The organism is Stenotrophomonas pictorum JCM 9942 (genome assembly GCF_001310775.1).
In the GTDB taxonomy this organism is placed as follows: Bacteria; Pseudomonadota; Gammaproteobacteria; order Xanthomonadales; family Xanthomonadaceae; genus Stenotrophomonas; species Stenotrophomonas pictorum.
In genome coordinates, this window is sequence record NZ_BAZI01000047.1 from 1 (window position 1) to 12,865 (window position 12,865).

The following is a 12,865-nucleotide window of genomic DNA, read 5'->3' on the forward strand; positions in this document are numbered from 1 at the left end:
TCGCCTCAGCCGCATTGGCCTGTCGGGCACCCCGCAGGCGGGCCAGGGTGGCGTGCGACAGCGCGCCATTGGCGTGCTGCTGCAGCAGCTGCAGCCGGTGGTCGAACTGATCGGGGGGTGTGGGCAGGCGGTTCACCGCGTGGCCTCCAGTTGTTTCTGCAATGCGTCGCGCGCGCGCGACAGGTGGGTTTTGACCGAGCCTTCCGAACAGCCCATCGCTCTGGCGGTGGTGGCCACATCCAGCTCCTGCAGCACGCGCAGGCTGAAAGCTTCGCGCTGGCGGGCAGGCAGCCGCCGCAACGCCTGCACCAGCCGCGCGTAGTCCTCGCGCTGCTCGTGCGCCTGTGCCGGACCGGCGGCGTGGTCGGCCCAGTCGATGGCACTGTCCTGGTCCTGTTCGTCCTGCGGTGCCCAGAACTTCAAGCGGAAGCTGCGGCGCCGCTGCAGGTCGATGATGCGCCGGCGCAGGATGCTCCAGAACAGCGGGGTCCATTCCTCGGGCGGCTGGTCGCGGTAGCCGAGCATCCGCTCCATCGCGTCCTGCACCGCGTCCAGCGCGTCCTCGCGCTGGCGCAGACCGGCCTCGGCAAAACGGAAGGCGCGCGGGCCGACCCCGGCCAGAAATACGTCCAGCGAGGCCGGTGCCGCGGCAGATGGCATCAGGGGTGGACTGGTCACCAGCACAGGGTAGCGTTCCGGGGGGTTCTGGATGGAATAACGCCTGGGCGCCCGATCGGTTGACACGGCAGTGGTCGCCTGGGCTTTCGTTGCATGGTTATGATGCTGGACAGGCGCATCCAGCCTTGGAGAACACAGCAATGAGCGACGGGTTCGTAGCGTTGTACATCTTCATGCTGGCCGCGATCGCCGGCCACGTGATCATCTCGCGGGTGCCGGTGATCCTGCACACCCCGCTGATGTCCGGTTCCAACTTCATCCACGGCATCGTGCTGATCGGCGCGATGGTGGTGCTGGGCCACGCCGACACCACGCTGGAGAAGGCCATCGGCTTTGTCGCCGTGGTCCTGGGCGCAGGCAACGCGGCCGGTGGCTATGTGGTCACCGAGCGGATGCTGGAGATGTTCAAGTCCAGCAAGAAGGCCGGCAGCACGGAGGACAAGGCTTGAACCTGACAACCACGCAACTGCTTTCCTGGCTGGTGAGCGCCAGCTATCTGGTCGCGGCCACCCTGTTCCTGCTCGGTCTGCAGCGGATGGCCTCGCCGAAGACCGCGCGCAGCGGCATCCACTGGGCCGGACTGGGCATGCTGATCGCCACGGCGGCCACGTTCTTCCTGCCCGGGCTGCACAACCTCGCGTTGATCGCGCTGGCGCTGGGGCTGGGCACCGGACTGGCCTGGGTATCGGCCAAGAAGGTAGCCATCACCGACATGCCGCAGATGGTGGCGCTGTACAACGGCATGGGTGGCGGGTCGGCGGCGGCGATCGGCGCGGTGGAGCTGCTGCGCTTCGCCGACGTCGCCGGCCGGGACACCCGCCACTGGAGCGCGCAGGCCATCGCCGATCTGGCGGCGCGGCAGCCGTCCGCGACGGTGCTGACCTTGGCGGTGATCGGCTCGGCGATCGGTGCGGTATCGCTGTCCGGTTCGATCATCGCCTGGGCCAAGCTCGACGGGCGCCTGGACAAGCGCGTCACCTTCCCCGGGCAGCAGGTGTTCAACCTGCTGGTGGCGGTGGCGATGCTGGTGCTGGGGGTGTGGGCGGCGATCAGCCTGCAGCCGCTGGCGATCATCAGCTTCTTCGTGGTGGCGCTGGCGCTGGGCGTGCTGATGACCCTGCCGATCGGCGGTGCCGACATGCCGGTGGTGATCTCGCTGTACAACGCCTTCACCGGTCTGGCGGTGGCTTTCGAGGGCTATGTGCTGGGCAACGAGGCCTTGATCATTGCCGGCATGATGGTCGGCGCGGCCGGCATCCTGCTGACCCGGCTGATGGCCAGGGCGATGAATCGGCCGATCAGCGGCGTGCTGTTCTCCCACTTCGGCGGCAGCGGGCAGGGGGCGGAGATCGGTGGTTCGCAGAAGCCGATCGAAGCGGCCGATGTGGCGGCGATGATGGCGTTTGCCGAGCGCGTGGTGATCGTGCCGGGTTACGGCCTGGCGGTGGCGCAGGCCCAGCACAAGATCTGGGAACTGGCGCAGCGGCTGATCGAGCGCGGGGTCAAGGTCAAGTTCGCCATCCACCCGGTGGCCGGGCGCATGCCCGGGCACATGAACGTGCTGCTGGCCGAGGCCGGCGTGCCGTATGACCTGATCGCCGACATGGATGACATCAATCCCGAGTTCGCCACCACCGACGTCTCGCTGGTGATCGGCGCCAACGACGTGGTCAATCCGGTGGCCAAGACCGACCCTACCAGCCCGATCTACGGCATGCCGATCCTGGACGTGGTCCATTCCAAGAACACCATCGTGATCAAGCGCGGCAAGGGCACCGGCTTTGCGGGCATCGAGAACGCGCTGTTCTACGCTGACAACACGCGGATGCTGTACGGCGATGGTGCCGAAGCGGCCAGCTCACTGGTCAGCGAGTTGAAGGCGCTGGACGGCGGGCACTGAGGGGGCTCAATGGAAAACTACGGGGGCGGTGGTCGCCGCAGGTGGTTGCAGGTCGTCGGCGACGAGGCCGGTACAGGCAAATGATGCTGGGGGAGCGCGCAGGCCTTTCCGTGCTTCGCTGGTGGTGCAGCCGAAGGCGTGCTTGAACGCACGGCAGAACGCACTCTCGCTTTCAAAGCCCAGGGCATCGGCGATCTCGCAGACCGAAAGGTCGGTGGTGTAGACCAGCTCCCACGCGCGCTGGTGGCGCAGGCGCGTGGCGTACTCGCACGGCGTCTCGCCAAATACGCTGCGGTAGATGCGGATCAGGTGGGTCGGAGAGTAGTTGGCCACAGCCGCAAGCCGGGCCAGGTCGAGACGGTCATCGATGTTGCAGCGGATCAGGTGCTGCACCCGCAGCAGGCGCAGCAGGGTCTGATGGCGGCGCACCGCGGTACGTCCGCTGCACCGGTTCAGCTGGTCGTACCGTTCCTGCTGGTGCTCGATCAGTGCATCACGGAGCCAGGTCATGCTGTCCACGACCGCGGCCTCGTCGGTACCACCGCCGAACCAGCACGCACGCGCCAGGTGCACCACGGGACGGCCGAGTGCCTGCGGGCAGCGGGTTTCGCCCGGGATCAGATTGGTGCCGCCGGGGCTGCGGCAGGGAAGCTCGTGCCACACGTGTGCGGGTGCGGTGATGCACAGCCACCAGCATGAAGTGCGGCAGGCGATGCGCAGGTTGCCATCCAGCCAGAGTTGCAGATGCCGTGAGGTCAGTTGCCAGGGGGTGTCGCCATTGCCCAGCTCCACCACCCCGCGCAGTACCCCGACGACGCTGATCCAGCCGGCGGGAATCGACAGCCTGGCGCCGCGGCTGCTGCCGGCGATGGCATGCACGCACGCCGGTTGTTGAGCCGGCAGCTCCAAGGAGTGGATGCCGTGGAGGTGATGGTGCTGGATTCTCACTTCGCTTCCGTTGCGGGCGTGCAGCCGGCGATACAGGGAAATGGCGGGGACGTAGGCACGGAACAACCCATCGACACGCTGAAAAGTACGGCGATTCAGGCTGTGGAATTCCGGCAGGAACTGTCAGGTCCGTAATGTTCGGGACGGGGAGTGAAGATGTAATGAAAAAAGCCCGGACATGCCGGGCAGCTCCGGAATGCCCCCTGCTTGCCCTGTTGGTATCGAGGGCTGAGCCAAGGTCTCGCCTGGGAGAGAGTTGCCAGGTTTCCGGACGGCTTTATGCTGCTTGCATGGCTCGATCAAGGCCGTGCCTGGCTTTGCATTCGGATAGACCATTGTTGCGAATTCATCTGCTTATTGTTCCTTCTGAAACTGATCGGGAGACGTGGCGGTGGTGCAGATCCAGCTTGCTCAGGCGCTCGACTACCTCAATCGCGGTCAACCACGGCAGGCAGCGGCATTGATGCGCCAGCTGTTGGAGCTGACCCCCGATTCGGTTCAAGGCCTCCAGGTGCTGGCGCTGGCGATGGCCCAGCAGGGCGAAGCCGGGACGGCTCGGCAGCTGCTGGACCGGGCGACACGCCTGCAGCCGCAGTCATCCGAGCTGTGGATCAATCTGGGCAATGCCTGTCTGGAATGTCGTGATCACGCCGGCGCCGATCTTGCGTTCCAGCGTGCGCGGGCGCTGGGAAGCCAGACAGTGGCGTGTTGGCTGGGACAGGGGTTGGCGTGTCTTGCATTGCACCGTTTCGTTGAAGCCAACGACTGGTTGGCACGAGCATTCGCAACAGAGCCCGATGCTGACGATGTGCGTCTGGCCTACGCGCAATCACTTTCAGAGTTGGAACGGTTCGACGCGCTGGTGCAGTGCCTTGATGGCGTGAATGAAGCAGGACTCAATGCAGAGCAGCAACGGGTTTTGGCCTGGCTGTGGGCGCAGGCCGGCAGGGAGCAACAGGCGTTGGCGTTCTATCGGCGCCTGCTGCAGCAGGCGCCTGGCGATCATGAATCGCGCATCCGGCTCGCCTTGCTGCTGGAACGGCTGAACCGAATCCCCGAAGCCGCCACCGTAATTGATCCGATCGAGCCGGAAGCAGCAGCGTCCGATGCCGGCATGTTCGCGTTGGCCTCGGCGCGCGTGTCGCGGCGGCTTGGCGATGCCGGTGCCGCGATCGCACGATTGATGCCTGTCTTGTCGCGCGAGCTGCCGGCCGCCATGCGGGCCCAGTTGCAGTTTGAGCTGGCCAAGTGCCACGACATGCAGGGTGCCGTCGATGACGCTATGGCGGCGTTGGCGCACGCCCACGATGCGGCAGGGGCGGCGTTCCTGGAACGTCTGCCGGATACCCGGCCTCCGGCCCCCCTTGGCTGGCTGCAGCAACGCATGCGCCATCCCGCACCTGTGTCATGGCAGGCTCAGGTTGAAGATGCGGCGCCGGTGGATCCGGTATTTCTTGTCGGATTTCCCCGCTCGGGTACCACCCTGCTGGAGCGGATGCTGGACGCCCATCCGCAGCTGGATGTGCTGGACGAGCGGCCGGCGCTGGAGGTTGCCATCGAGCAGCTGCGCAATGACGCCCACTGGCGGGACAGCGATCTGGATCATTCGCTGGCCGCGCTCAGGCCCGCGCAGATCGTGCAGGCGCGTCAGTGCTACTGGAGCGAAGTGCGCCGTCATGTGCAGCCGCAGCATCGCCTGGTCGACAAATACCCGTTGACGATGACGCGCCTGCCGTATGTGGCACGCCTGTTTCCGCAATCGGATTGGCTGCTGCTGCTGCGCCATCCCTGTGACTGCGTGTTGAGTTGCCACATGCAGGCATTCGGCATGAATGGCGGCGCGCTGGCTTTTGCGTCGCTGGAATCCACCGCGCGCACCTATGCGGCGGTGATGGCGTGGTGGGAGGCGCAGCGCCAGCGGGTGCCTGTGCGCGTGCATGTACTGCGCTATGAGGACCTTGTGCATGACGTGCCCGCACGGCTGGAGGCATTGATGGGGTTTCTTTCGCTGTCGATGGCGCCGGAACAACTGGCTTCACACCGCGCGTCGGCGACGCGCACCCGACGCATCAATACGCCCAGCTATGCGCAGGTGATCCAGCCGGTCAATGCCAATGCCATCGACCGCTGGAAACGCTATCGCGCGCATTTCAGTGACGCCACGCTGGCCACGCTGGCGCCGTGGGTGGAGCGCTACGGCTACAGGTGGGACTGACGCTGCGGAAAGCGCAGGTACGTCGACAGGATGTACTTGTCCTGGTCCGGCGAGGCTTGCCCCTGATGCGCGTACATCCAGTACGGCGGGAACATCAGCAACCGTCCAGCGCGCGGCGCGATCCCGGTATGCAGGCCCGGGAACCAGGTCCGGCCACCGTTGTCGACATCGTTCAGATACCAGAGAAACACCAGATAACGGTCGCAGACTCATTGATGGAGTCGAAGTGGGTCTGGAATTTTTCCTCGTTCCCCGCACGGTAGCGCTTGAGGATCAGCGGACTGAGCAGGGGGCTGTCGGGTACGGCGATCGGCAGGCCCACGTCGGCGTTGTAGCGGTGCAGTGCCTGGCTGACCAGTTGCCGGAAGAAGGACAGAAACGGTGCATCGGACAGGCGGCTCACGTCCAGCTCGGTCCAGGCGCTGTCATCCAGGCCCGCGCGCACGCCGCGTCCGTTGCGCTGCTGGAAGCGGGCCAGCGAATTGAAAGAGTCGATGAGTTTGCTGCACAGCTCAGCGGGCAGGCTGTGATCGTAGGTACGGATGTAATGGCGCAGGTCCGCTCCGGAAGTATCCGCCGCGGCGTTGGCCGCGGCGGATGACGCTGTTGCGAGGGTGGACTCAGAAACGGGCAGTCCAGCGCATCCAGTAGTAACGGCCGATGGCATCGTAGGTCCGCATGTCCGTAGAGGCGTTGAAGCCAGAATAGATCAACGGCGGCTGGCGGTCAGTAAGGTTGCGCACGCCGACCTGGATGGAGCTGTTCTTGAGTTCCTCGAACTGGTAGCCGATCTGGAAGTCGGTCTGCGTGTAGGACGGCACCCGGCGCTTGGCGACGAAGCCCGGCTCGCTGGGATCGGCCACATCCGGCGCCTCGTAGACGTGGTGCACATAGCGGGTGGTGATGCTGGCGCTCAGATTGCCGAGCGACCAGCTGATGTCGTTGAGCGCGCGCCAGCGGGCCAGGTTGCCAAAGCCGGAGGAGGCATTGTCGACAAAGGTGCCGGCCAGGCCAACGCTCTCCGGAATCTCCGGGAATGCGCCGACGTCGCTGGTGGGATCGCCGGCCAGCAGCCGCACGTTGTACTCGGCCAGATAAGTGGCATCCAGGTTCCAGGAGAACTTGCCCCAGGCGCTTTCGGGGAACATGTAGCGCATGCCGATGTCCACGCCGGAGGTCTTCAGGCTGCCGAAGTTGCCGATCACGTTGGTCATCTGGGCAACGTCGCCGGCGTCGTCACGGACGAAGGTGTCGCAGTAGCGGCCCTGGTTGAAGCACTGGTTGAGTATCACGTTTTCCGGCAGGTTGGTGATGAACTGGTCCAGTTTCACCCGCCAGTAGTCGGCGGTGACGCTGAAACCTTCCAGCCAGCCGGGGCTGTAGACGAAGCCATAAGTGAGGACGTTGCCTTCCTCGGGTTGCAGGTTGGGATCGGCAACCTGGAACGAGGTGACCTGGTTGTTGCTTTGCTGGAACGAGCCATCCGTGGGAACGCCAGCACAGGCGACGGGATTGCCGCCGGTGTAGCCGTTGCAGGGGTCGGTATAGGTGTTGGCGCTGGGGACGGTCGGCGCATACAGATCGCCGATGGTCGGAGCGCGGAACACGTCAGCGTAGGTGGCGCGGACCAGCAGGTCGGCAAACGGCTTCCACTCCACACCGATCTTGGAATTGGTGGTGCCGCCGAAGTTGGAGTAATCCGAGTAGCGGGTGCCGAGAGTGACAGTGAGTTTGTCGGCGAACGGCATATCCGAAAGCAGGGGCAGCAGGGCTTCGGCGTAGATCTCGTTGACGTCGAAAGAACCCGAGATATCACCGAACGTACAGGCTTCCTGGGTGATCAGACACACCGTTTCGCCCGGCGGGATGATGGTCAGGAAGTCACTGGTGGAGCTGGCCGATTCTTCGCGGCGTTCCACGCCGACCGCCAGCGAGGCCATACCGGCGGGCAGCTCGAACATGTCACCGGTGATATTGGCGCTGAAGACCTTCAGGTCGTTTTCGTTGGAATTGGTGATGGTGGGGTTGATCAGGTTCAAGGCCGCCAGCTGCGCCTGGCCGGCAGGAGTGTTCGGATCCGGGGCCGGGCCCATGAAGTTGACCGGCAGGCAACCGGCTATAGCGTGGTGGCATCGCCCGGTGTCCGCACGCAGATCGGGTTGCCGGTGGCCGGGTCAATCATCGACGGGCCAAGCGCATCGGTCAGGCCGGGGCTGTACAGGTAGCCGCGTACCGACGAGCTTTGCGGAGTCCGGCCATAGGAGTAGGCCGCATCCCAGCTCCAGCTGCTGTCGCCGAAATTGCCGCGCAAACCCGCGGTGATCTGGTAGGTATCGGTCTCGAATCGGGTGGTACGGGTCGGGATGAAGTCACGCAGGCGCAGACGCGCATCGGTGATGTCCACGCCGAACGGGTTGTAGATGCTGTCCTTGCTGATCGGCACGTTGTCGACCGCGGCACGGCCGTCGAATGGCAGCGGCGCAATGAAGAACGAGGACTCGGTCTTGAGCCAGGAGCCCAGCAGGAAAGCTTCGACATGCTGGCTCAGGCGGTAGTTGCCGCTGACGAACATGCTGGTGCGTTCCTGCGGCGTCAGGTTGAGGTTGCCGTCGGCCTGGAAGTTGTAGACGTCGGTCTGGCCGTTGAAGCAGCGGAAGTCGGAGCCCGAGGTTCCCGGCCGGCCGTCGATGCGGGTCAGCACCACGTTCGGATTGGGGTTGGCGGCACTCGGCTGGGCGCAGTTCGCATCGAGCGTGGCGCCACGGGCCAGCGCGACATCGCGCGGCAGCACATAGCGGCCGGTGAGGATGCGGCTGGTGCCGCCGATGCCTTTTTCGCCGGCATACAGCTGGTAGGGCTGGCTGGAATAGGCACGGTCGGCTGCACTGACCGAATCCTCCTTGTCATAGCTCGCGCCCAGGATCAGGTTGCCCTTCTCGCCGGTCATGCCGAAGGTCGCGTCAAAGCGTTGCGTGCCTGCATCGCCGCGCGAGGAGATGCCGTAGTAGGCGGAGGCCTCCAGGCCATCGAAATCCTTGCGCAGAATGAAATTGACCACGCCGCCGATGGCATCGGAGCCATAGATCGCAGAGGCGCCATCCTTGAGCACCTCCACGCGTTCGATGGCCGCCATCGGAATCGAGTTGACGTCTACCGCGCCGTTGGCGTTGCTGACGGTGCCGATCCAGCGACGCCCGTCGACCAGCACCAGCGAGCGGTTCACGCCCAGGCCGCGTAGGTCGATGGTGGCCGCGCCGGCGCCACCGCCGTTGTTGACCTGGGGATTGGTGGCGGCACCGGCAATGGCCGGTGTGCGCTGCAGGAACTCGCCGACCGTGCTGCGCCGGAGTTGTCGATGTTCTGGCGATCGATCACGAACACCGGACTGGAGGTTTCCAGGTCGGCGCGCTTGATGCGCGAACCGGTGACCTGGATGCGATCCAGGTTGGTGGCTTCTTCCTTGGGAGGCGTGTCCTGGGCGAGGACGTCGCCGACCGCGCCCAGCGCCAGCGCGGCGGTGGACATCGGCAGCAGGGCGCAACGAATGGCGTGGCTCAGGGGCTGGATACTCACGTTTGACTCCGCAGGGTGGGTACTCGGTGCGAAGAAATTACGAATATTTAACGCCGATGAGTGTGCGCATCAGGCACAGGTCTATGTGCCGGAACTGACATTTCGCCCCGGCAGGATTGGGATTTTTTGACCGGGGTTGCACCCGGAACAACAGCCCGCGTCAGCGCGCCGCGCGCCACGCCACCAGCAGCGCGATGGATAGCCAGAGCATTTCGGGCAGGCCGTTGGCCAGTGCCAGCAGCGTCCACGCCAGGTGCGGGCCCATACGCAATGCCGATTCCCACGGGTTCAGGCCCATCGGTCCGCCCATATACGCGGCGGCGATGCCCCAGTTGGCGGCAGCGGCAATCAGCACGGTGGCGGCGATGGCGATGACGACCCGCGCGCGGCCCGCGCGGAAGGTGCCCAGGCGCAGCATCCAGGCTGCTTCCAGGGCGGCCAGGACCGCCATCCAGCCGGCCTGGGTACCGGTGGCCAGCGCGGCCAGCAGCCACGCGACGGCGATGGTGATACTTCCCAGCAGCAGCAACAGCGGCCAGAGCCAGTGGTGGGGGCGACCGGCCGGCGAGGAAACTAAGGACATGGGGCATTCCCGAACAGATTCGGCAGCATAGCGTTTCAGCGGCGAGGGTGCCCAGTCGGATAAAATGGCCGCCTTGCGGGAAGTTTCCGCGTCCCCATATCCCTCTACATGTATTCCCGCAGCAGCGAACCCGTCCATTTCGAACGCGATTGCCCGGCCGTGATGGTGCCGCAGGGCGACAGCGTGACCCTGCCCGCCGGCAGTTACGGCTACATCACCCAGGCACTGGGTGGCAGCTACACCGTGTTTGTCGAGGGCAATCTGTTCCGCATTGCCGGCAAGGACGGCGATGCCATCGGCAAGGAGCCGCCACCGGGGCTGGAGCTGCCTGAGAACGCCGGTGACGAAGATGTGGAAAAACTGGTGTGGGAGCAGCTTCGTACCTGCTTCGACCCGGAAATTCCCTTCAACATCGTTGATCTTGGCCTCATCTATGAGGTTGACATCAAGCATCTGGACGATGGCAAGCGCGAAGTCGATGTGAAGATGACGCTGACCGCGCCTGGCTGCGGCATGGGCGAGATTCTGGTCGACGACGTGCGCAGCAAGCTGGAAATGATTCCGACGGTGGCCCAAGCTGACGTCGATCTGGTGTTCGATCCACCGTGGGGCCGGCACATGATGTCCGAGGCCGCCCGGCTCGAAACCGGCATGCTGTAGTTCCCGACCCGGTGCCGGCCTGGCATCGGGCGGCGTCCCAACCCGCAATCTGGAAGGAATTATCCGGTGTCCCAGTCTTCGCTGAGTTTTGCCGTCACCCGTTCGGACCATCCCCGCAGCGCCGCCGAGCGCGCCAAGATCCTGGAGAAGCCGGGCTTCGGCCTGCACTTCACCGACCACATGGTGGCCGTACGCTGGGACAAGGACACTGGCTGGCATGACGCGGCGGTGATGCCGTACGGGCCGATCGCGCTGGATCCGGCCGCGGCCGTGCTGCATTACGGCCAGGAGATCTTCGAGGGCATCAAGGCCTACCGTCATGCCGACGGCTCGATCTGGACGTTCCGGCCGGAGGCCAATGGCCGCCGCCTGCAGCGTTCGGCCGCGCGCCTGGCCCTGCCGGAGCTGCCGGTGGAGATCTTTGTCGAGTCGCTCAAGCAGATGGTCGCCGTGGACAAGGACTGGGTGTCCGATGCCGACGAGGCCAGTCTGTACTTCCGCCCGTTCATGATCGGCGATGAGGCCTTCCTCGGCGTGCGTGGCGCGCACAAGGCCAGCTATTACGTGATCGCCAGCCCGGCGGGCCCGTACTTCGCCAAGGGCGTGGCGCCGGTGGCGATCTGGCTGTCCACCGACTACGCGCGTGCGGCCAAGGGCGGTACTGGTGCGGCCAAGTGCGGCGGCAACTACGCCGCCTCGTTGCTGCCGCAGCAGCAGGCGCAGGCGCAGGGCTGCTCGCAGGTGCTGTTCCTGGATCCGGTCGAGGGCAAGTACCTGGAAGAGCTGGGGGGCATGAACGTGTTCCTGGTCTACGGCAAGACCAACACGCTGGTCACCCCGGCGCTGTCGGGCAGCATCCTGGAAGGCATCACCCGCGAGTCGATCCTGCAGCTGGCGCGCGACCGCGGCATGACCGTGGAAGAGCGCAAGGTCACCCTCGACGAGTGGAAGCAGGGCGTGACCTCGGGCGAGATCACCGAGGTGTTCGCCTGTGGTACCGCCGCGGTCATCACCCCGATCGGCCAGCTCAAGGGCGAGGGCTTCTCGGTGGGCAACCTGGATGCGCCGGCTGGCGAGGTGACCATGTCGCTGCGCAAGGAGCTGACCGACATCCAGTACGGTCGTCAGGCCGATCGCCACGGCTGGCTGGTGCGTCTGGACGCCTGAGTCCGCCCCGGCTGATCCCACAAAAAGCCCCGCCTGTTGCGGGGCTTTTTGTTGCGCGGGACGGTGGGCTGTCAGTCCTCGCAGATATCGGCCAGCGTCGCCTGCAGGAAGCACACGGCATCGGCGGGGGCGATCTCCAGCAGCAGGCCGCGCTGGCCGGCGTTGATGTACAGCGTGGCGTGTTGCCGCGCACAGCTGGCGAACACGATTGCGGCCGGTCGCTGCTGGGCGAACGGGCTGATACCGCCGACCTTGTAGCCGCTGCGCTTCTCGGCCTCGGGGACTTCCATCATCTGCGCCTGCTTGCCACCGCAGTGGGCGGCAAGCTTCTTCAGCGACAGCCGCCGGTCGGAGGGAATCACCGCCACCACCGGCTGCTTGTCCACCCAGGCCATCAGCGTCTTGAACATTCGTGCCGGCACGATGCCCAGCGCCTGCGCGGCGGCCAGCCCCTTGCTGTCGACCTCGGCCGAATAGTCGTAGGCATGCACGTCATGGGCGACGCCGGCTCTGGCCAACGCGGCGGTGGCGCGGGTGCCCTTGGCCACTTACAGCGCTTCGAAACGGTTGGCGTCGACGTTCTTGCGGACCTTTTCCGGATTCCAGATGCGGCCGTTCATGGCGATGTAGACACCTTCCGGCAAGGATTGCACCGCGCCGATCGCGCAGCCGATGTTGAATTCGGCGTCCGAACCGCGGAACCGGGCCGGGCTCAGCGCGCCGGTCATCACGATGGTCTTGCCCGGGAGGGTGCTGAGCACCTTGCCGGTGGCGACCATCGAGTCGGTGCCGTGGGTGACCAGCACATGGCGGGTCGGCTGCGCGGCGATGGTGGCGCGGATCAGTTCGCGGTCGGCGTCGGTGATGTGCAGCGAATCCTTGCGCAGGATCGGGATCACGTTGAAACGGAAGGTGACGCCCAGCTCGCGCAGGATCATGCCGATCTGCGGATCACCGATCTGGTAGTCGGATTTGTCGTCGAAGTAGATCTTGTCGATCGTGCCGCCGGTGGTGACGATCAGGAGTTCTTCCATCATTGCGGTAAATCCTTGCGGTGACTGCCTGCGGCGAACGCGCCGCGCTGGCGGGCATGATAAAGCGCGTCCGCCGACCGCGGCAGGGGTGCATTGGCGTCACCGCG

The 12,865-nt window shown here is 65.3% G+C and carries 15 protein-coding genes; 5 read left to right on the forward strand and 10 right to left on the reverse strand.

Annotated features, from left to right (window positions below):
- Positions 1-132: 132 nt before the first annotated feature.
- Complete coding sequence (locus tag JCM9942_RS04515) at positions 133-684, reverse strand: RNA polymerase sigma factor (RefSeq protein WP_083468407.1); 552 nt, start codon at positions 682-684, stop codon at positions 133-135.
- A 134-nt stretch (positions 685-818) separates the two neighbouring features.
- Here JCM9942_RS04515 and JCM9942_RS04520 point away from each other — a divergent pair, with 134 nt between their 5' ends.
- Positions 819-1,127, forward strand: a complete 309-nt coding sequence (locus JCM9942_RS04520; protein WP_054657950.1) for an NAD(P) transhydrogenase subunit alpha part 2 — start codon at positions 819-821, stop codon at positions 1,125-1,127.
- Entirely contained in the window at positions 1,124-2,578 is a 1,455-nt protein-coding gene (locus tag JCM9942_RS04525; protein ID WP_054657951.1) for an NAD(P)(+) transhydrogenase (Re/Si-specific) subunit beta, read from the forward strand. The genes JCM9942_RS04520 and JCM9942_RS04525 overlap by 4 nt, the downstream gene beginning before the upstream one ends.
- A 6-nt stretch (positions 2,579-2,584) precedes the next feature.
- Here JCM9942_RS04525 and JCM9942_RS04530 read toward each other — a convergent pair whose 3' ends face one another.
- A complete protein-coding gene (locus JCM9942_RS04530; protein ID WP_145974369.1) occupies positions 2,585-3,526 on the reverse strand; it encodes a helix-turn-helix domain-containing protein in 942 nt (313 codons plus the stop codon).
- Between the two features lie 391 nt (positions 3,527-3,917).
- On the opposite strand from JCM9942_RS04530, the gene JCM9942_RS04540 reads away from it, so the two are divergent.
- Positions 3,918-5,741 (forward strand): tetratricopeptide repeat-containing sulfotransferase family protein, encoded by a 1,824-nt coding sequence (locus JCM9942_RS04540; RefSeq protein ID WP_158499995.1) that lies wholly within the window; start codon positions 3,918-3,920, stop codon positions 5,739-5,741.
- Here JCM9942_RS04540 and JCM9942_RS19995 read toward each other — a convergent pair.
- The 6 genes from JCM9942_RS19995 to JCM9942_RS04565 form a co-directional block, all read right to left on the reverse strand.
- A complete protein-coding gene (locus JCM9942_RS19995; protein WP_256202301.1) occupies positions 5,726-5,932 on the reverse strand; it encodes a 2OG-Fe(II) oxygenase in 207 nt (68 codons plus the stop codon). The two genes, JCM9942_RS04540 and JCM9942_RS19995, sit on opposite strands and share 16 nt — an antisense overlap.
- Entirely contained in the window at positions 5,914-6,408 is a 495-nt protein-coding gene (locus JCM9942_RS20000) for a hypothetical protein (RefSeq protein WP_256202302.1), read from the reverse strand. The genes JCM9942_RS19995 and JCM9942_RS20000 overlap by 19 nt, the downstream gene beginning before the upstream one ends.
- The gene (locus JCM9942_RS04550) at positions 6,362-7,834 is read right to left on the reverse strand and encodes a TonB-dependent receptor domain-containing protein (protein WP_054657960.1); all 1,473 of its coding nucleotides are present in this window, start codon (positions 7,832-7,834) and stop codon (positions 6,362-6,364) included. Before JCM9942_RS04550 ends, JCM9942_RS20000 begins: the two co-directional genes overlap by 47 nt.
- Positions 7,835-7,857: 23 nt before the next feature.
- A complete protein-coding gene (locus JCM9942_RS04555) occupies positions 7,858-9,063 on the reverse strand; it encodes a TonB-dependent receptor (protein ID WP_256202303.1) in 1,206 nt (401 codons plus the stop codon).
- Positions 8,961-9,314, reverse strand: a complete 354-nt coding sequence (locus JCM9942_RS20005) for a hypothetical protein (protein ID WP_054657964.1) — start codon at positions 9,312-9,314, stop codon at positions 8,961-8,963. Before JCM9942_RS20005 ends, JCM9942_RS04555 begins: the two co-directional genes overlap by 103 nt.
- A 160-nt stretch (positions 9,315-9,474) precedes the next feature.
- Positions 9,475-9,897: a hypothetical protein gene (locus tag JCM9942_RS04565; RefSeq protein ID WP_054657966.1), complete on the reverse strand. Its 423-nt coding sequence runs from the start codon at positions 9,895-9,897 to the stop codon at positions 9,475-9,477.
- Positions 9,898-10,005: 108 nt separating this feature from the next.
- On the opposite strand from JCM9942_RS04565, the gene sufT reads away from it, so the two are divergent.
- Entirely contained in the window at positions 10,006-10,557 is a 552-nt protein-coding gene (gene sufT / locus JCM9942_RS04570) for a putative Fe-S cluster assembly protein SufT (RefSeq protein ID WP_054657968.1), read from the forward strand.
- A gap of 66 nt (positions 10,558-10,623) precedes the next feature.
- Entirely contained in the window at positions 10,624-11,724 is a 1,101-nt protein-coding gene (locus JCM9942_RS04575) for a branched-chain amino acid aminotransferase (RefSeq protein WP_054657970.1), read from the forward strand.
- 71 nt (positions 11,725-11,795) lie between these two features.
- Here JCM9942_RS04575 and ybaK read toward each other — a convergent pair whose 3' ends face one another.
- The gene (gene ybaK / locus JCM9942_RS04580) at positions 11,796-12,272 is read right to left on the reverse strand and encodes a Cys-tRNA(Pro) deacylase (protein ID WP_054657972.1); all 477 of its coding nucleotides are present in this window, start codon (positions 12,270-12,272) and stop codon (positions 11,796-11,798) included.
- Positions 12,273-12,758: an asparaginase domain-containing protein gene (locus JCM9942_RS04585; RefSeq protein WP_054657976.1), complete on the reverse strand. Its 486-nt coding sequence runs from the start codon at positions 12,756-12,758 to the stop codon at positions 12,273-12,275.
- Positions 12,759-12,865 lie beyond the last annotated feature (107 nt).